12 protein-coding genes are annotated in these 19,894 nt (G+C 41.3%); 5 read left to right on the top strand and 7 right to left on the bottom strand.

Annotation, left to right across the window (positions count from 1 at the left end):
• Positions 1-18: 18 nt before the first annotated feature.
• From AB5443_RS12805 to AB5443_RS12780, 6 genes are all read right to left on the bottom strand, one after another.
• Positions 19-1,434 (bottom strand): DUF3868 domain-containing protein, encoded by a 1,416-nt coding sequence (locus AB5443_RS12805; protein ID WP_073347413.1) that lies wholly within the window; start codon positions 1,432-1,434, stop codon positions 19-21.
• Between the two features lie 41 nt (positions 1,435-1,475).
• Positions 1,476-1,667 (bottom strand): hypothetical protein, encoded by a 192-nt coding sequence (locus AB5443_RS12800; RefSeq protein ID WP_022138734.1) that lies wholly within the window; start codon positions 1,665-1,667, stop codon positions 1,476-1,478.
• 12 nt (positions 1,668-1,679) lie between these two features.
• A complete protein-coding gene (locus AB5443_RS12795; RefSeq protein WP_044654573.1) occupies positions 1,680-2,243 on the bottom strand; it encodes a DUF3575 domain-containing protein in 564 nt (187 codons plus the stop codon).
• Between the two features lie 12 nt (positions 2,244-2,255).
• Positions 2,256-3,305 (bottom strand): DUF3868 domain-containing protein, encoded by a 1,050-nt coding sequence (locus AB5443_RS12790; RefSeq protein ID WP_073346825.1) that lies wholly within the window; start codon positions 3,303-3,305, stop codon positions 2,256-2,258.
• Positions 3,306-3,331: 26 nt separating this feature from the next.
• Positions 3,332-4,003, bottom strand: a complete 672-nt coding sequence (locus AB5443_RS12785) for a DUF3575 domain-containing protein (protein ID WP_083589232.1) — start codon at positions 4,001-4,003, stop codon at positions 3,332-3,334.
• A 350-nt stretch (positions 4,004-4,353) separates the two neighbouring features.
• Entirely contained in the window at positions 4,354-5,313 is a 960-nt protein-coding gene (locus AB5443_RS12780) for a tyrosine-type DNA invertase cluster 3b (protein ID WP_368113669.1), read from the bottom strand.
• A gap of 142 nt (positions 5,314-5,455) precedes the next feature.
• Between AB5443_RS12780 and recO the strand changes: the two genes are divergently transcribed.
• The gene (recO, locus tag AB5443_RS12775) at positions 5,456-6,184 is read left to right on the top strand and encodes a DNA repair protein RecO (RefSeq protein ID WP_044655876.1); all 729 of its coding nucleotides are present in this window, start codon (positions 5,456-5,458) and stop codon (positions 6,182-6,184) included.
• Positions 6,185-6,211: 27 nt separating this feature from the next.
• On the opposite strand, the gene AB5443_RS12770 is transcribed toward recO, so the two are convergent.
• The gene (locus AB5443_RS12770; RefSeq protein WP_022138728.1) at positions 6,212-10,270 is read right to left on the bottom strand and encodes a two-component regulator propeller domain-containing protein; all 4,059 of its coding nucleotides are present in this window, start codon (positions 10,268-10,270) and stop codon (positions 6,212-6,214) included.
• A gap of 252 nt (positions 10,271-10,522) precedes the next feature.
• On the opposite strand from AB5443_RS12770, the gene AB5443_RS12765 reads away from it, so the two are divergent.
• From AB5443_RS12765 to AB5443_RS12750, 4 genes are all read left to right on the top strand, one after another.
• Positions 10,523-11,731, top strand: coding sequence for a glycoside hydrolase family 88 protein (locus AB5443_RS12765; protein ID WP_195406743.1), 1,209 nt, complete (start codon positions 10,523-10,525; stop codon positions 11,729-11,731).
• Between the two features lie 365 nt (positions 11,732-12,096).
• Positions 12,097-15,240: a TonB-dependent receptor gene (locus tag AB5443_RS12760; RefSeq protein ID WP_195406744.1), complete on the top strand. Its 3,144-nt coding sequence runs from the start codon at positions 12,097-12,099 to the stop codon at positions 15,238-15,240.
• A gap of 16 nt (positions 15,241-15,256) precedes the next feature.
• Positions 15,257-17,089 (top strand): RagB/SusD family nutrient uptake outer membrane protein, encoded by a 1,833-nt coding sequence (locus AB5443_RS12755; protein WP_044655353.1) that lies wholly within the window; start codon positions 15,257-15,259, stop codon positions 17,087-17,089.
• Between the two features lie 38 nt (positions 17,090-17,127).
• Positions 17,128-19,890 carry a SusC/RagA family TonB-linked outer membrane protein gene (locus tag AB5443_RS12750; RefSeq protein WP_307995157.1) on the top strand — a complete coding sequence of 921 codons (2,763 nt, stop codon included), beginning with the start codon at positions 17,128-17,130 and terminating at the stop codon, positions 19,888-19,890.
• Positions 19,891-19,894: the final 4 nt, after the last annotated feature.

The raw sequence follows: 19,894 nt of genomic DNA, 5'->3' as shown, positions 1-19,894 counted from the left end.
TGAGTTTTAATTGAATATTTATTTGAGTTCTAAAACTTGTTTTAAATTATCCTCCGCTTGTGACAATCCGGCGTCCTTAGCTTGCCTGAATAGCTTTTCCGCTTCTTCATAGTCGGTCTGAAGGAAGTATAGGACTCCTTTGGCCAGCGTCGTCTCCGGCACTGGCAGGGCTTTTTCGAGAAACCCTGCCGCAGCCTTGGTGTCTTTTTGCGTCAACGCTATGCAGGCGGCATTCAGGTTGGCCGTCGGATTATCGGGAAACAGTTGTACGGCAGTCATAAATATCCTGTTGTATGTTTCACTTCCCGGTGTATGCGTGAGCGCAAGGCGGAACATCTCTTCCAGGCTCAAGTTCTTGGGATTCGTATCGAATATCTTTTGAGATTCTTCCACCGTAAAGGGGCGGACATAATATTCGATGGTATAATCGGAATGTCTTAGTATGACAAACCAGTGTTTCAACACAAAACGGTAGAATGCCGGAAACTTCGACTTTATCAAACCTTCTTTACGGTCGGGATGAATGTTGCTTGTTACGATTTTCATGATAGCTTCCTTGTCCTGAAAAACTGTGTCGCCCAGAAGGGCTTCAAAGCCTTCCCAGTCTTCGGGCGTATAATTGGTGTGTATGTATGTGTTGTCGAAAGTATATAGTCGGGCTACATATTCCTTCAATGCACGGGTACGTTCGCGGGCCAGCCGCTCATTTATCCGGAAAGGGCCGTCGGGCGACGCATACCCATGAATGTTGATGTGTGTGATGCTTACGTTGCTGTCTCCTTTGATGGTGTTGATCGTTTCGATGATTTTATCCAACTCTGCCGCATTATTGCTGAATTCTTTATGAATAGCGGTCACATTCACCGGAAAGTCAATGAATGCCGACCCTTTTTCCGTCCTGATTTTAGACGTTTCAACTTGCGGAGTCAGGAAAGCAAGTTGCGGAACGGGCGTTGATTGCGGATGCAGGCGGGCAATACAGGTGAAATCTTCCGTACCGGGAATGCCGCAACCGCAACTCTTCTCTACCAGTGTGAGCGTAGCTTGGTTCATCCATTGCTCGAATGGGACGGATTGCAGATAATGCATCGTTTGCTTATCCCCGTTTTTCCTTTGCAATGCCCGGGCTGCCTTATCTTTCCTGCCTGTCTCCCGCAGGAATACGATGTGCTGTTTCCGGCTGTTGATATATATGGGTGGCAGTTCCAACCGGTGTTCCAGACTGTCACTGACAACGGGAACCAGCACCACTGATTCATTGGGAGAGAGGTCGCGGGTGATATCCATCGAAATAGAAACCACCAACTCTTTCCCTGCCTTGTACAGACTGGAAGTAGTTGTGCGAACAGTCCCCCTCTCTTCCGTTACGGCCCTTTGGGCTTGTATCGAAAGGGATAAAATGACTGCGATAATAAAAATTCCTCCTGTCTTCATTGTCGTAATAATCTGCATTTCTTCATTTCTGTGTGAGAATATCACCAGGGATAGATTTGGGAGATTACTCCGTTTTGTTGTAATTCTTCCAATATCTTTATATCCTTATTACTCTTACTCACGCCACCGTGCCCCAAGTGATATACTCTCCAGGGAGTGGAGTGGTGCTTGCGTGCTATCTGGACGTATATGTTCCTTCTTTTCGAAAACCAAACTTTCCATAAACTTTTCATACCTTTTTCTTCTTAAAATAGATAAACTAAACTTATTGAGGCTTTGGTAGGCCCTATGTAATGATGATGTCCTTTGTTACGTACTCCGGCACATTTCCTGACGCAGTTGTATTGTTTATAATGAATATAATCGTATCCCACTCCCAAGCTCGTTTCCACATTCCAATGATCGTTCAGCATCCAATGGTAGCCGCAACTAATGCCGCCCCCTATAAGCCACCCTTCATACCGGTACTTCTTCAGGTCAGAGAATATACCGAAAGGCAGCTTTTTCCCACCGACATTGAATTGCGCTCCATTGAGATAAACTCCCCAGAACAGGCCGTTAAACTTCTGGCAAGTCCAATATTTGTATTCGGGTTGAATCACCCAATAACGGTTCACGTACATCTCGCTCCGTTTCCATGGTCGCAGGCTTCCTGCCAGTTCGACGGTGCTTTTATTCCCTATGGCATAAGAGACTCCGGCTCCGAAAGCTCCGTCAATGGCGGGAAGCGTGTTGAGTCTGACGGCTACTTTCTGTGCGTAACCGTCAAGACAACCCAATAATAGGAACAGGAGTAAAATATATCTCATTGTATCTACCAGTTAATGCCGTTTATTATTTTCAAAAAAAACATTCAGATTGTATGCAGCTTCCTCAGAACCTTCCGCCTTGGCGGCTTTCAGTATGCGGATGCCTTCGTATGTGTTTCCGGTCATCAGCTCATATACCCCCCGGCAACTCTTGTAGGCAAGTCCCTCGTGCAATGCCATGGAAAGAAACTTGCTTGCGGATTTCGTATCTCCCTGCTCAATGGCAGCAGCCGCCGCATTGAGGTTGGCAACGGGGTGTACAGGATACAGTTTCACGCTGATATTGATAATCTGATAAAACTTCGCCTTATTATCCGCATATGATAAGGCTACCGTATACAGTTCGCGGAGCGATAACATCTGCGGATTGATGTCAGCCATAATCTTGGCTTCCTCGAGATTGAAGTTCAACTCTTTCTGATTGCGGATATCCACATCATCCGATGACGGTGAGACATACGAACCTTTATACCTTGGTTTTTTGCCTGTCGGGGCAGCAGAAGGAGTTGTGCTGTTGTCTGCTGTTGCCGCAGAGGAGACTTCCTGAATAGCTGTATTGCCCATTTCCGGCGGAAGCACTGCATATTGCGGTGCGATGATTAGCGTATCTTTCAGCGTCTGTTCGCCTTCGGGTCTGACAATCGTTCTCCTCAAATAGAGCGTGGCGTCGTTCATCCAGTTTTCTGCCGGCAATGCGGTGCGGTAATTGATGGTGCGTGAATGGCTGTCGTCGATACCGGCTACAAGATAGTCAGTGTCGTCTGCTTTACTGCCCTTCTTCTTGCGCAGTATCTGGTTGCGCAAATATAATTTCTGCTTCTGCTTGCCGTTCAGTTGGATGGCCGGTAATAGTATTCTGTGGTCTTGTCCGGTCAGGACAGGTGTCAGTATGACGGCATTCTTCGGGTTCATATCCTCGATTTCTACCGATATGTCCATCGAAAGGAGTAATGAGTCTGCCCGTACTCCCAGGAAATGGGGCTTGATATCCAGCTTGACGTTCTGTGCCGGAAGCAGATTACATATCAATAGGCCGAGCAAGATGAATGTTTTCGTTTTCATTTGATGCGTTTATTAAATTGGATTATTTATTGGATGAAGTACACGACTGATATTCCTATTTGCGTAGGACCCCAGTAGTTGCAATTTGATTTTTCTATCAGGGGTGCGCCTGCGGAGCGTCCGTAGCGTTTGTAATTGAGGTGGGCATATCCCAGAGCGATTCCCGCTTCCAGGTTCCATTGCGGGCTAATCATCCACTGGTAACCGTAGGAAATGCCGAATCCCGCCAGATTGCCTTGATATCGGTTATTGGCGATTTGTCTGTTCTCTACACCCAGCATCTTTCCGTCTCCGAATCCCCAGGGAAGCATTCCGCCGAAATTGAACAAGGCATAATGAAGCTGTAAGCCGATAAAACTTCCTGTGAATGCTTCGTTGAACCATTTACGGTATTCCGGTTGCACGAGGAAATGCTTCATCTTCTTGTTGTCGCTGAAGTTCCACGGATTGTAATTGATGGAAAGGCTGAAAGTATGTGTGTCATCACAACGTATTTCTCCGCCTAAATTGAGTGAGGTGGTGAGGTCATAAAGCAGATTGCTTTTGACGGCTATGTTTTGTCCGCAGAGATTCGATACAGGCATAATGCACACTACAAAGACGAGCGTGGTCAGTCTATGTCTCATGCTTGTCGTATGTCTCCGTCTGCTGTTGGCGGACAGACATGGATATTTGATATTATCGGGTTTGTGTGTCATAACTTTTTGTTTATGTGTGTCTGTTACTTCTTAGGTAACGGAATTTTATTATCATGACAGATGTATACGGGGAAAAAACAGGAAAAAGACAGCGGTCTTTTATAAATAAAATGTACTTGAATGCTTTCGGACGAAAATTAGTCTGATAGACGGCAATAAATAGTTGGAACATGAAAGAAATCTGCTTCGTGTTCTTGCCTGTTATTTTATTTATTCAAAGAAAAAGAATAAAATAAGATATGATTTATTTGGAATGTGAGATTCTTTTTATATATCTTTGTGCCATATTTATATCCGTTACCTAAGAAGTAACAGATGGGATAAAGTGCTTGTTTTTAGGTTATTGTGAATTAATGGTTGCTTCTCTTATAAGATTCTATGTAATAACAATTCAATTTGTTGGCTTCTGTCCTTTCCTTTAATCCGAAGCCTTTCAAATAGGTCTGTGTAGCCTTGATTGATTTGTGTCCCAGTGATTCACTAATCATCTCGATGGAAATTCCCTGATACTTTGCGTTTGTTGCCCAGGAGTGTCGTATAGTATATGAGGTGACGGGTGATTTTAGGCGCAATTCTCTCGACAGGCTTTTCAGTTGATTATTGAACCGACGGAGTGCTGATTGGTATTCTTTATAAACACCTTCATCTTTTCGTTGCTTGTCACCTTTCAGGATATTGAAAAGATAATCAGGGCAATTTTCTCTTGACGACTGGTTGTTGCGCAACCTGTTCATTTCCTTTTTCGACATATCCAGTATTTCAAGACTCATGGGCGTTCCTGTCTTTACACGGTTGTATCTGAGGACGTTTTGTTCCAACGCTGATTTTTCGATATGAGCGAAGTCCGAGAACGGCATGCCGCAAAACTGGAACATCAATCGTGCGATGGCTTGTGTGCGGCCCAGATGTTCGGACTGGGGAGTCTTGTAAAGGAGCGTATGCAGCTCTTCAGGCGGCAATGCTTTCTTCTGTCGTACATCCACCCCTGTGTACACGTCACGAAATAAATGGGGAATAAAGCGGGCGATACCTGCTTCCACGCCACGGTTGTAAATGCTGCGCAACATACGCATATAAGTAGAGACTGTATTCGGCCGTAGCCCATATTCTTGAAGGTGTTGGCCGTATCGTCTCAGACTGTCACGGGTGATTTGTGCAAATGATATACCCGGCGTATTGCAGAACTTCGTGAATGAGAGGACGGCGTTCTTATACACATGCGCCGTTGAATAGCGCCCTTCTTCTTGTAGCTTCCGTAAGTACGCCTGGGCACATACGGTAAATCCATTTCTGTTACTTTTTTGTTTCATAAGCTTGTTTATTTTTACTTTATTATTCAAGGTGAATAACAAAAGTAGTTGTTTTTTAGGTTGTTAATGCTTATGAAAAGTCATCGATTACCTTGCATTTTTTTTGTAATTTTGTTCCGGATTGATAATGAGATAGTTTGCTATGTTGCAAAAAACGAAAGGAATAGTTCTACATACGTTAAAATATAATGATACGTCTATCATTGTAGATATGTACACGGAATTGTCCGGAAGGGCTTCTTTTCTTGTCGCAGTACCCCGTTCGCGAAAGGCGGCAGTGAAGTCCGTCCTATTCCAGCCGTTGTCTTTTATTGAATTTGAAGCGGATTACAGACCGAACACGACTCTCTATCGTGTGAAGGAAGCGAAATCTTTTTATCCTTTTTCGTCCATTCCTTATGACCCGTACAAGTCTGCGATGGCACTTTTCTTGGCTGAATTTCTTTATCGGGCTGTCCGTGAAGAGGCGGAGAACCGTCCATTGTTTGCCTATCTGCAACATTCTATTATCTGGCTGGACGAGTGCAGCGAAGGTTTTGCCAATTTCCATCTGGTCTTTCTGATGAGGCTTTCCCGCTTTTTGGGGCTTTATCCCAATCTCGAGGACTATCATACCGGTGACTATTTTGACTTGCTGAATGCCTGTTTCACTTCGATTCGGCCTCAGTTACATTCATCTTATATCAAGCCCGATGAGGCCGGGCGTCTTCGCCAATTGATGCGTATGAATTATGAGACGATGCATCTTTTCGGCATGAGCCGTGCGGAACGCACCCGCTGCCTGACGACTATAAATGATTATTATAGCTTGCATTTGCCGGACTTCCCGGCTTTAAAATCACTGGAAGTACTGAAGGAATTGTTTGATTAAACATTGCCAGAATTGTATTAGATAATTTTAATTTTGCATTTTGGAATCAACATTATTGGTTGTTTCCTCATTTTCGGAGAGGGGGATATCGCCTTTCCGGTAAGTTTGTGGGGTGATGTGATATCTTTCCTTGAAGCATTTACTAAAATATTTGGGTACATTGAAACCGACCTGGTCTGATATTTCCGCAATATTCAGTTCCATGTTGTTCTTCAGTAAGAATGCTGCACGTTTCAGGCGGAGGGTCATAATGAAATCAGCAGGTGTCTGTCCTGTGATGGCTTTTAACTTGGAGAAAAGCTTTGTACGCGAAATACTCATTTGCGTTGCCAGCATATCTACATTGAAATCTCCATTCTCCATCTCCTGCTCGATAATTTCCATCACTTTATCCATGAATTTCTTGTCCATCACATTGTTGGTCAGGATTTGTATGTTTTCTTGCGGCAGTTTGCTGAACTTTTCTTGTAGCATGATTCGGTTATTGACCAGATTGTTACAGCGGGACAACAAGATGTTGATGTTAAATGGTTTGGTAATATAATCATCCGCTCCCATTCTTAATCCTTCCAGATTATGTTCGATGGCAGTTTTGGCTGTGAGTAGAACTACGGGTATATGGCAGGTATCAAAATCGGCTTTAATGGCTTGGCAAAGTTCCGTACCGGACATCTCCGGCATAATGATGTCGCTGAGCACGATATTGGGATTTTCGGATCGTACTTTCTCCAGTCCTTCCTTGCCATTGGAGGCGGTAATGACAATATAGAACTCTTCGAATATTTTAGATATCATTTCTTTTAATGAATCATTATCTTCTACAATAAGAATTTTATATTCTCTTTCCTTTAGTCGGCTATCGTTGTTTGAAGTCGTTTGTTCAAATAATAAAGACTGCTGGAACTCTGCATTTAACTCGTTAATTTCATTAAATGCAAATGTATCTTTTGTTTCACAGAACTGTTCGGATGTGAAGTGCTCATTTCCTGTTTTCAGATGTATGCAGAAAGTGGTCCCTTCTCCCAATTCGCTGGAAACTTCAATACTTCCATGATGCAGTTCGACTATACCTTTGGAAAGCGAAAGACCGATACCGGTACCTACATAGAACAGAGAATCCAACTGTTCCGTTTGATAGAAACGAGTAAAGATATTGTTGATGTCTTTGGCTGCTATTCCCGAACCATTGTCTGTTACGTCAATGAGGACTTCCTGATTTCTTTTCCGGACAGATATGGAAATTATTCCTCCCGCTTTTGTGTGTTTAAAGGCGTTGGAGATAAGATTGTTTATCACTTTTTGCATCTGCTTGGCATCGTACCATAAATTGATGGTATCACTACTCTTTTCGAAGTTGAAAGTAATCTGGCGTTGTACTGCATATTCCTGAAAGAGTAGATAATGTTCATATACGAAGTCCACAATATTGTGTTCGCTAACCTTGATAGTCATGTAACCTTGTTCCTGCTTGCGAAAGTCAAGTAATTCGGTGATAAGCTCCCTCAGCTGTAAACAACTCTTGTACACTCCCAGTATTTTGTTATAGACATTGGGAGCGAAGGAACGTATCTGTAATAACATTTCCATTTGTCCGATGATGAGTGTAAGAGGGGTGCGGAACTCATGTGAAATGTTGGTGAAGAAGCGTAATTTGGCTTGGTTGAGTTTTTCGATATCTTCAGCATGCTTTTTTTCATACTTCAGCGATTCTTGTAGCTGGATCCGGTGATGATAGGCGCGTATAAGGTAATATGCAATACCTACAATACATATGAGATATACTAGGTATGCCCATATCGTACGATAGAAAGGAGGTAAGATCTCTATCTGCAATCTGCTTGGTGGAACCAGGCTTTCATTGATATCTTTGGCTTTGACAACTAATGTATATTTACCAGGGTTTAAGTTGGTGTATGTAATAACATTTTGTTCCAGACTGTTCCATGTATTAGAGAAACCTTCCAAACGGTATATGATTTTATCTTTATTGAAAGGTATATAGTCTGTTGTGGTATACTCAATACTAAATATATTTTGATTAGATTTAAGAGTGATTTTTGGAGAATAAGTTATGTCTCTAGTCAATATGCTGTCTTTATCTCCTACATTGATGTCTTTTCCGTTCACGATAAGTCGGAATGGATATATACGGTAAGAACGAGGAGACTCTTCAAGTTCTTTCTCAAAGAACGAAATAATTCCAGTGGTTCCTCCAATGAAAATTTCTCCTTTTTTGTTTTTGTAAAGTGCATTCTCGTTAATACAGCTTAATGGGAGTTCTTCATAATTTTTGAATTTTTTTTGTTGATAGTCTAATATGGAGAACCCCTTGTCGGTGGTTACAAGTAGCCTATTTGGGGATAATTCACAAATGTTGTAAATAATATTGCTTGCCAGGCCGTTTTTGCTCATATCAAAGTTTTCGAAGTCGTCCGTTTCTCTACGGTATAAATCCAGTCCATTTTCATTAGTGCAAAACCATAACCTGTTTTGACTGTCTTCGTAGATGGAATTGACGCTGTTACTGCTGATGCTGTGTTCATTGGCGCTTTTATGTTTGTATATTGACAGCTTTTGAGTATTGAAGTTATAAGCGCAGGCTCCATTGTTATTATTGGTTATCCATAAAATACCTTTGTGGTCGAGGGTTAATCCAAAGGTGGATATAGTATTGTTGAGTGCCACTTCATCGTGGAACAATGGTTTACATGTTCCGGTTGCAGGATTGAATAGACCGATTCCGTTGTTAGTTGCTAAAATTAATTGTTCTTGATAGGGTAAAATATCTTCAATAAGATTGGATGGAATAGATGTTCTATCACCTTTCTTATATTTATAATTGGTAGAACGGCCGGTTTTTAAATCCAATTTGTTAAGTCCTTCCAAATGAATACCGGTCCACACTACTTTTTGTATGGAGTCGTAGTAGATTGCTCTTATATTTCCTGTATAATTGTTGGGAGTGTTTTTATTTGTATACCATTGATAGGTTTGGGTAGTCGGGATGTATTTATTAATTCCCCCTCTCTCTGTACCTATCCATAAATTCCCCTCATCATCCTCAGTCATACGTTTAACGATAGGGGAACTTAAACCTTCTTTTTCCTTGGAAGAAGCCTGATACTCACGATAAATTTGCTTCTGTGGATTGAAATAGTTGATTCCACCGGAGTATGTTCCTACCCAAATGGTTCCTTGTAAGTCGCAATGTAACCCCCAAATAGAAGAGTTGCTCAAGCTTTTGCTATTTTCTTTTTTCTCGTAACGGGTGAACTTTTTGGTTTGTTTGTCATACTTGTTAAGTCCGTTGAAAGTTCCTATCCATATATTCCCTTGTTTGTCTTCGCAACACCTGTGTGTATAGTTGGAACTGATGGTGGAAGGATCATCCGCTTCATACAAGAAATTGTTTATCTGTTTGCCTTGTATGCAGTACACTCCGTGTCCTGATTTGGTCGTTATCCAATAGTAACCGGAAGAATCTCTGATGATATCGGAGATATTTCCTTCTTTGATAGGTTGGGTTAGTGCCTTTTGTGGGTCGAGTATATAAAGTCCTTTATTGGTTCCTATGAAGACAGAGTCGTTATATACGTATAATCTTTGAATAACGCTAGTATTTTGAGTCATCTTATAGAACAAATCGAATTTTATTCCATCGTACTTGAATATTTGGTTTGAAGTGGCAACGTATAGATGTTTAGAAAAGAATTCTGCCCGTGTGCTTTTCTTTATGATAGGAGTAAATTGCCCTTTTTCTATGTCATAAGCGGAAATCCCTCTGTTAGTCATGATATAGACGTGTCCGTTTTGATCTCCTGTGATGTGATAAATATCATTGTATAAAATACTATTTGAGTTGTTTTTCTCCTTTTGATAAATCTTGAAATATTTTCCATTATATAAACTGACTCCATTTCGTGTACCGAACCACATAAATCCTCGTTCATCCTGATATATAGAAATAATGGAGTTGTGTGATAAACCATTATCGGTAGTCAAATGTCGGAAAGATATGCTTTGTGTACTACATGTAAGTATGTGTACACATAGGAAGTAGCAGATTAAAAAGATTTTGTTTCTCATAATCTTTAGGTATAGTAATCATTATATTAAGATTTGCAAATATAGCTTTTTTGTCGTGAGGGGGAAAGTGTGATGTTGTGTTGTTGGGTGTTTTATTATCCAATTTATATGTTATTTTTGTTCATTTTTTCAGATTGGACTTATTTTGTATGTTTAGAATTCCTTTCGTGTATATATACCGCCCTTCTAATATTGTTTTATTCTTTACTTTTGTTTGGCATAGTTAGCAAGTTAATGAAATGTTGATTGATTATGAAAAGTAATATTTTAGTTCGTACGTGTATTGGTCTTTTTCTCTTTTCAATGTTTGCTTGTGTGGGAGTTAAAGGACAGAAAGATTTTATTTCAACGAACATTGAGCATGCCGCTATTCAATATAGTTTGCAGATGGATGCTCTTGAAAAGAACGATAAAATCTTAATTCCTCGTACCGTGAACGCTAAGGGCGATATGGTGTATGCACGTCGTGGCTGGGATTGGACTCTTGGCTTCTTCCCGGGAAGTCTTTGGTATTTGTATAATCTCACTGGTAATGAATATTGGAAGCAGAAAGCAGAGAAATGCACCGAATACCTATATAAAGAACAATATAATACTTCGCATCATGATATTGGCTTTATTATAGGTTGTAGTTTCCTCAATGGTTTGCGCTTAGGTGGTAAGGAGGAATATACGTCGGTTGTGGTACAGGCTGCCAAATCTTTGTCTACACGTTTTCGTCCGAATGCGGATATCATTCAGTCTTGGAATGCTGACAAAGGACGCCCGTTAAAGATGGGATGGAAATGTCCAGTGATTATTGATAATTTGATGAATCTGGAACTTTTATTTGAAGCTACCCGGTTGTCCGGTGACTCTACCTATTATAATATTGCCGTTTCACATGCTGATAAAACCTTGAAGAACCATTTTCGGGAAGATGGAAGTTCGTATCATGTGGTAGATTACAATCCGGAAACAGGAGAAGTGCTTAAACGTTGTACGGCGCAAGGATATTCAGATGATTCGGCATGGGCACGAGGGCAGGCTTGGGCTATTTATGGCTATACTATGTGTTATCGGTATACACATCGTCCGGCATATTTAAATCAGGCTAAGAAAATATATGAGTTTATATTTACCAATTCAAATCTTCCTGAAGATTTGATACCTTACTGGGACTTTGATGCGTTGAATATTCCCAAAGAACTGAGGGATGTGTCAGCGGCCGCTATTACAGCTTCGGCGCTGTATGAGCTAAGTGTCTTCTCAAATAATAAGGAATATAAGGAAACAGCAGATAAGATAATGAAAACTCTGTCTTCTCCCGCTTATCGTGCAGAAATTGGTGAAAACCATTATTTTCTATTGATGCATTCCGTAGGTAGTTTCCCAGATTGCGCTGAAATAGACGTTCCTTTGAGTTATGCTGACTATTATTATCTGGAGGCTTTAAGACGTAAAAGGGATTGGGGAAAATAGTGAATATATCTAATTATGAAAACACATTTTAACCTTTCTTCGTAATACTAGAGATGCGTTTTCTTTGTGCAAAACACCGAGAACTGGGAGGCACGTTGTGGATTTGCTACAAAATAGCTATAGCCCTGCATGCTTGATTGGGGAGAATACCTGCTGTAATATGGGGCGCTATTGTTCGTTTATGGGGCATTTTTGTACATAAATACCTTATTTTTAGTTGTGTATAATATGCTACCTTCTTCTGAATAATAAATGGATTTTAATATCTAAAAACTATTTAATTTTGTGAATTATAGATAGAACCTTTTTGATAATATATTTTATAATACTTAAATTTAAAAAAGATGGAAAACTTCTTCTTTCCAATGAAAATACCTCAGAAGCAGGTATGGCTATTGGCGACGTTTTTGTCATTCGGACAAATGGCTTTCCCTATAGGAAATAGTGTGTTGGGAGAGGCTTCTGTTGTAAGTCCTATTGTGCAGCAGAATCGCAGAATGGTTACTGGAACAGTGACTGATAGTCATGGTCCGGTAATTGGTGCCAGTGTAATTGTAAAGGGAACTACCAGCGGGGTTATTACTGATGTGGATGGTAATTTTAAACTGGAAGTTCCGATAGGCGCTACTATCGTTATATCTTATATGGGATATAAGGATAAAGAAATAAAGTATACCGGAGAATCCGCCTTAAAAATCGAACTGAATGAAAATGTTCAAGAGTTACAGGAAGTACAGGTAGTGGCTTATGGTGCTACCAAGAAAGTGACAGTGACAGGAGCAATGTCGTCTATTACGACAAAAGATGTATTGAAAAGTCCGGTATCAAGTATTGGTAATGCATTGGCTGGTAAAATGCCGGGTTTGTCTGCCATCCAGACTTCCGGTCAGCCGGGTAGTGACGATCCCACAGTATATGTACGTGGTGTGGGGTCATTGAACGAATCCATGTCTCAGCCGTTGTTTTTGGTGGATGGAGTAGAACGCAGTTTCTTCCAACTCGATCCTAATGAAGTGGAAGATATTACGGTATTGAAAGATGCTTCTGCAACGGCTGTGTTTGGAGTACGTGGTGCTAATGGTGTAATTTTGGTGACGACCAAACGTGGGCAGGAAGGGAAAGCGAAAGTTAGCTTCTCTACTTCATTTGCCTTACAGGCACCTACTCGCTTACCTGATTTTGCTAATAGCTATGAATATGCCACGGCATATAATAACGCCCAGCTTCACGACGGATATACCGAAGCCCAGCTGGCGTTCAAACCGGAAGCTATTGAAGGGTTTCGTACTCAGAGTAATCCGTTAGCTTATCCGGATATGGACTGGATGGATTATTTGGTACGTAATACAGCCTTGCAAACGCAACATAACTTGACCATTTCGGGCGGTTCGCAGAGAGTGCGCTATTTTGCGTCACTCGGTGTGTTTACTCAAGACGGACTCTTTAATTGTTATCAAAAAGATTATGATGACAATTACAGCTACAATCGCTACAATTATCGTCTGAATTTGGATGTGGATTTGACAAAGACTACACAGCTCCGTGTGAATGTAGGTGGACGTGTCAATGACAAACACACTCCGGGAGTGGATGGAGAATCGGGGCTGTCTAGTATTGAAACTATTTTTCGTGGTATTTATTGGGCTGTTCCGTTTTCCGGTTCAGGTATCGTAGATGGAAAATGGGTGTGGGCCGATGCACGTAATATTTCTAGTTCTTTTGGTGATATGCGCGATGCCATGTACACTTATTACGGACGAGGTTATGATGTGACCTATGGTAATACGCTGAATTTCGATTTCTTGTTAGAACAGAAGTTGGACTTTATTACCAAAGGTTTGAAAGCTCATGTGAAAGGGGCTTATAATAGTTCCGTATCTCTCACTAAACAAAGGCGTGGTAAAACTCCTCATTACGAGCCGTTGATACAATCTGACGGATCGGTACTGCTTCGCCGCGTGGATGAAGAAAACATATTGGGGTATGAAGAATCTATTGGTCGTGGTAAGGACTGGTATGTGGAAGCTGCCTTGAACTATAAACGTGACTTCGGTAAACACCATGTTTCGGGACTTGTAATGTATAATCAATCCATTACTTATTATCCTAACGGACCTTCGGCATTTTTGTCAATTCCGAGAAGTTATATAGGTTTGGTGGGACGTGCTACTTATGACTATAATACCCGTTATATGTTTGATGTAAATATGGGATATAACGGTTCGGAGAACTTTGCCTCGGGCAAACGCTTCGGTTTGTTCCCTGCTTTCTCTGCGGGATGGGTAATATCAGAAGAGAATTTTATGAAGCCGCTAAAATCGTTTATGGACTACCTGAAAGTGCGTGCATCTTATGGTATTGTAGGTAATGACCGTGTGAGCGATAACTCTCGTTTCCTCTACCTGCCGGACGTATATAACGCTTCCAATGGTGGTTTCTATTTCGGTAGTGGCAGTTCTATTACTACGGGCGCCAACGAGGCAAAGAAAGGAAATCCTAATGTGACCTGGGAAACGGCTGCTAAACAGAATTATGGTGTTGACGCTTATTTCTTTAATAGCAAATTAAAGGTGAATTTTGACTACTTCATCGAACACCGCCGTGATATCCTGACTTCTCGTGGAACTGATCCCGGTTATTTGGCTGTGACACTTCCTACCGCTAATATTGGTAAGGTAGATAATAAAGGATATGAAATCAATGTGAACTGGAGAGATAAGATTAACAAACTGGGATATCATATCGGCTTTAATATCTCGCGTACCAAAAACAAGATTATTTATATGGACGAGGTGACTTATCCATATGCTTATATGCAACGTACCGGTAAATCTGTCGGTCAGCATTTTGGTCGTAAGTTTGCAGGATACTTTTCTGAGGAGGATGTGGAACGATATGCTACTGAGGGACATGGAGGTATTCCTGACCATGGCATTACTCCCAAACCTGGTGATGTTATGTATATGGACTTGAATGGTGACAAGAAGATAGACCAGAATGATATTACGGCTATCGGTAATACTAATTATCCGCAGTTGTCATATGGTATAAACTATGGTATCTCTTACAAGGGATTTGACGTTAGTATGACTTGGGCGGGTGCTGCCAAGACTTCGCGTATGTTGGACGACGTTTTCCGTTATCCTTTCGGGCAGACTAACCAACGTTCACTGATGAGATATTTTGTTACCGATACTTGGACACAAAAGGGGGATGCAGCTAAATATCCCGCAATTTCCTTCGTAAACAGAAGTAATAACTACTATGACTCTGATTTATGGTTGCGTGATGCTTCTTACTTACGCCTGAAAAACGTGGAAGTGGGTTACAGTTTCCCAAAGAAAGTTTTGAACAGGATGCATTTAGGTAGTTTGCGTGTATATGCTACCGGTTATAACTTGCTTACATTCGATAAATTGGATGTGATAGACCCGGAGTCGAAATCTGCTGCAAGAGCTAATTATCCATTGGTGATGGTTATCAACTTTGGTGTGAAAGTAGGTTTTTAATAAAAAATAGAATAATATGAAATCACTTACAAGATATTTTCAAGGATTGATGTTGGGGGCTTTATTGATTACCACAATATCATGTGAGGACTTTGCGCTGGGTGAGAAATTTCTCCAGAAACCGCCTAGTTCGGATGTTACCATTGATACCATCTTTTCTACAGCGGTATATGCGCGTCGGGTGCTGTGGAATAGTTACGGTAATTTGCCATATGCATTTTGGGCAAGTAATAGTTATGGTTACTCCACCAATATGTGGTTCGGCATTCAGGAAGACTTGACGGATTTGTGTAATTCAGCTTTGACTTGGGATGGTCCTAATAAAGCTTATTATAGTGGTGCTTACAATGCTGGTTCGGAAGAGGCGTCGGATGGAGACGGAGGTACCAAATACGGTTTTACCCGGCGTAATAGTTGGAAAAGTATCCGCATGGCTTGGGTGTTTATAGAGAATGTGGACCGTGTGCCTGATATGGAAGATGCTGAGAAGTTACGTTTGAAAGCGGAAGCTAAAATTGTGATTGCTACTCAATATGCCGAAATGCTTCGTCATTTTGGTGGTCTGCCTATTGTGGATCGAGCTATTTCTGCAGAAGATGGTTTGGGATTTCCTGCCCGTGCCACTTTGCAGGAGACTGTGAATTTTATTGTGAGATTGTTGGATGAAGCTATTGATTGTAAAGAACTTCCTTGGAATGTTACTGAAGAAGAATCTGACAACTGGAGTGGTCGCCTGACCCGTGCTTCCGCTATGGGATTGAAAGTACGTGTTCTTTTGTTTGCTGCAAGTCCGTTATTTAATAACGAGATGCCTTATTATGAAGGCGAAGCTTCCGAAAAACTGATGACTTGGTTTGGTGGATATGAACAAAAGCGTTGGGAAGATGCCGCAAAAGCAGGCGAAGACTTTTTTAGGGCATTGAATAAGGAAGGTTTCTACGATTTGGTAAAAGCCGGAGAGCCGCGTATGGCATTCCGTGACGCTTATTATACACGAGGTACGACCGAATCATTGATTTCGGTACGTCGCCATTATAAGACCAACAAAATCGGTGGTATCATGCAAAGTGCACGTTGGGGTGCTTGGGGAGTTACTAAGGAGTACTTCGATATGTTCCCTATGGCAGATGGAAGCGATTTTGACTGGAATAACCAAGAGCATGCTAAAAATCCGTTTATAAATCGTGATCCTCGTTTGTGCGAAACCATTCTGTTGGATGGTGACAAGTTCGGTAGCGGTGTGGCTGCTATATATCGGCAATATTCAAAAGATAAGACAAATTATCCGAAAGGCGAACATTATAATAATAAAAGTGTCAGTTTGGATGATAAAGGATTAACCACTAACGGTCTGACAGCACGTAAGTTTTTACTCGACCGTCAAGGGGAGTGGAGTGGGCGTGTCATTCAGTGGCCGTTACTACGTTTAGCTGAGGTCTATTTGTCGTATGCTGAAGCATTGAATGAATGTAACCGTACCGGGGAGGCTTATTCTTACATCAATGCGGTGAGGAATCGTGTAGGTTTGGGTGATCTGAAGACAGGATTGGGCAAAAAAGAATTCCGTGAAGCGGTACTTCGTGAACGTGCCTGTGAATTTGGCTTTGAGGAAGTTCGTTTCTATGACCTTATTCGTTGGAAACGTGAGACGGATTTTACTAAACATTTGCATGGTCTTTATTTCTATAAGCATAAGAAAACAGGAGAATATCTGTTTGAGTTCCCGCAATTGAAAGAAAGGGCTTGGCAGAAAGCCGGTGGCTTCTCTCCCAAGTGGTATTTGAGCGCATTCCCTCCCAAAGAGGTGAACAAAGGTTACGGATTGGTTCAAAATCCTGGTTGGGAATAACATAATTTATTATTGAATAAAGTAATCATACTATCCTTATGGAAAAAAGTATAAAGCTAATCATTACAGGGCTGCTGTGTTCTTCCATTGCGGCAGCTCAGGTAGCAGACAGCATACAGCATTATGGACGGGGTATCTCGTTCAGCAAGAAAGAAGCGATTACTTCTGGTGGCATGGCTACGGCTGATGAACTGAGTCACCGTACCAGTACGGTAGCTTCCAACGCTTTGTTTGGATTAATTCCCGGCCTTCAGGTTTTGCAGAATGGAGGGAATGAATGGGAAAACGGTGCTACACTCTATGTACGTGGTGTAGGGACTACCAATGGTAAGAGTCCGTTGATATTGATTGATGGTTATGAACGTAGTATTGATAATCTTGCTGTGCAAGATATCGAGTCCGTCAGTGTACTGAAAGATGCCACTTCACTGGCGCTTTATGGTGTACGTGGCGCTAACGGTGTGATTCTTATCACTACCAAGCGTGGTTGTGCAGGGAAACCTGTCATTACGTTCGATTACGAGTTTAAGATGGGTACACCACGTCGTTTACCGGAATTTGTGGATGGTTATACTTATGCTCAGTCTATGAATGAAGGCTTGAGAAATGACGGCGTCACGACATCTCGTTACAATCAGCGTGAGTTGGATGCTTTTCGCGACCAGACTTATCCGGAGTTTTATCCTAATGTGGATTGGGTGGACGAAGCGCTTCGAAACCATAGTTTCGGTAATAATGTGAATTTTTCTCTTCGTGGAGGTGGTGATGTCGTACAGTATTTTACCCAGTTGAATTACTTGAATGATAAAGGTATCTTACAACCCACAGAGGAAAATGAAGGATATTCTACGCAGTTTAAGTATTCTAAATTGAACTTCATGACCAATCTCGACATCAAGTTGGGAAATACCACTAAATTGCAGCTTAATATGCGTGGTAACTTTGCGGAGGACAATCGTCCTTATACTACTACCGCTGACATATTTGATATGTTGTACAAAGTTCCATCGGGGGCTATGCCTATCAAGACTTCTGGTGGCCGATGGGGTGCAACTTCAATTTATGGTAGTAACCCGATAGCTATGATTTCTGATACTGGTTATGAACGTGGGCAAACTCGTAATCTCTATGCCGACATAAACTTTGTACAGGACTTGAGTTTCATTACTAAAGGTTTGTTTGCTACTGCACGTCTAGGTTTTGACAACGAGGCGCGATATTGGGAACGCAACCAGCATAAATATGCAACCGAACAAGCTATTATGGGTTGGGACGGTGAAAAAAATTCTTATAAGAATTTGACTGAAGAAACTGCTTTAGACTTTAGTAGCAGTATCAAGGATGTGGTTCGCCGTCTGACTATCAATGCACAGTTGAATTATGATCGTACTTGGAAGGCTGATCATAAGTTGAACGCTACTGTGTTTTATAGTATGGACAAGCTGATGAAGCGTGGGCAGAATGCAGGCAGAGCCTTTATGGATATTGTGGGGCAAATTCATTATACTTATAAGAACCGTTACTTGCTTGATTTCTCTTTGGCAGGTTCTGCGTCCAGTATTCTCGAACCGGATGATCGATGGGGAATTTTTCCTTCGGTAGGTGCAGGTTGGATTCTTTCAGAAGAAAATGTTTTTAAAGCTGACTGGCTGAATATGTTGAAACTTCGTGCTTCGTATGGTATTGCAGGGCGCGCTGACTATGGTGTACAACTTTTCCGTGGTTCATATAGTGGTGGTGGAAGTTATTATTTTGGTGAAACACCGGCTTCCATCAGCGGTATGAAAGAGGCTCGTCTTGCTGTAGATGGGTTAACTTATGAAAAATCACATAAGTTGAATGCAGGTATTGATTTTATGGCATGGAGTCGTCTTTCTTTATCAATAGATGGTTATTATGATCATCGTACAGATATTTTGGTAGATGGAGATGGCGCTCTTTCCTCTGTATTAGGTATTGCAGCTCCTGATATAAACAGTGGTATTGTGAATAGCTACGGCGTGGAAGTTGCAGCTAATTGGAATGATAAAATAGGAAATGTTACTTATCAGTTAGGCGGGCAATTCAGTTTCAATCGTAATAAGATTAAGGAGATGAATGAGGTGTATCGTCCGTATGATTATTTGAAACGTACCGGACATTCTGTAAACCAATATTTTGGTTATGAAGTGGAGGGGATTTATCAGAGTTGGGATGATATTGAAAATCGTGAAGTGAAACAGATACTGGATGAAGTACGTCCCGGTGACTTGAAATTCAAGGATCAGAACGGTGATAAAGTAATTGATGAATATGATCAGGTAGCATTAGGATATAATAAAGTTTGTCCTGAGATTTATTACGGTTTCAGTCTTGGAGCCGAATACAAAGGATTAGGATTTACAGCCTTATTCCAAGGGGTTGCCAATTATAGTCAGATGCTTGATACACGCAGTATCTATCGTCCTCTGGTAAACAATAATACTGTTTCTCAATATTATTATGATAATCGTTGGACGGAAAGTAATCCCGATGGCAAGTATCCGCGTCTCACTTATAATGGTTCCAAGAACAACTATAATACCAATTCTTTGTGGGTAGCTGACGCCTCATACCTGAAGTTACGTACATTGGAAGTGTATTATGATTTACCGCAAAAGTGGGTAAATAAGTTACCCGGTGTGAACTATATGAGACTGTTTGCCCGTGGACACGATTTGTTCAGCATTGATAAAATGGATGGTGTGATAGATCCTGAAATGACAGGTACCGGTCATCCGTTGATGACTCAATATACATTTGGCGTTAATTTACGTTTCTAATAAT

The sequence above is a fragment of the Bacteroides sp. RTP21281st1_H5_RTP21281_210402 genome, from assembly GCF_040918965.1.
GTDB lineage: Bacteria > Bacteroidota > Bacteroidia > Bacteroidales > Bacteroidaceae > Bacteroides > Bacteroides congonensis.
Note: the sequence above shows the minus strand (reverse complement) of the source record. Positions and strands in the feature narration are given on the sequence as shown.

Excerpts from the sequence above, each read along its gene's own strand:
- AB5443_RS12805 (WP_073347413.1), bottom strand. The coding sequence starts at position 1,434 with ATGAAGACAGGAGGAATTTTTATTATCGCAGTCATTTTATCCCTTTCG.
- AB5443_RS12800 (WP_022138734.1), bottom strand. The coding sequence starts at position 1,667 with ATGAAAAGTTTATGGAAAGTTTGGTTTTCGAAAAGAAGGAACATATAC.
- AB5443_RS12795 (WP_044654573.1), bottom strand. The coding sequence starts at position 2,243 with ATGAGATATATTTTACTCCTGTTCCTATTATTGGGTTGTCTTGACGGT.
- AB5443_RS12790 (WP_073346825.1), bottom strand. The coding sequence starts at position 3,305 with ATGAAAACGAAAACATTCATCTTGCTCGGCCTATTGATATGTAATCTG.
- AB5443_RS12785 (WP_083589232.1), bottom strand. The coding sequence starts at position 4,003 with ATGACACACAAACCCGATAATATCAAATATCCATGTCTGTCCGCCAAC.
- AB5443_RS12780 (WP_368113669.1), bottom strand. The coding sequence starts at position 5,313 with ATGAAACAAAAAAGTAACAGAAATGGATTTACCGTATGTGCCCAGGCG.
- recO (WP_044655876.1), top strand. The coding sequence starts at position 5,456 with ATGTTGCAAAAAACGAAAGGAATAGTTCTACATACGTTAAAATATAAT.
- AB5443_RS12770 (WP_022138728.1), bottom strand. The coding sequence starts at position 10,270 with ATGAGAAACAAAATCTTTTTAATCTGCTACTTCCTATGTGTACACATA.
- AB5443_RS12765 (WP_195406743.1), top strand. The coding sequence starts at position 10,523 with ATGAAAAGTAATATTTTAGTTCGTACGTGTATTGGTCTTTTTCTCTTT.
- AB5443_RS12760 (WP_195406744.1), top strand. The coding sequence starts at position 12,097 with ATGAAAATACCTCAGAAGCAGGTATGGCTATTGGCGACGTTTTTGTCA.
- AB5443_RS12755 (WP_044655353.1), top strand. The coding sequence starts at position 15,257 with ATGAAATCACTTACAAGATATTTTCAAGGATTGATGTTGGGGGCTTTA.
- AB5443_RS12750 (WP_307995157.1), top strand. The coding sequence starts at position 17,128 with ATGGAAAAAAGTATAAAGCTAATCATTACAGGGCTGCTGTGTTCTTCC.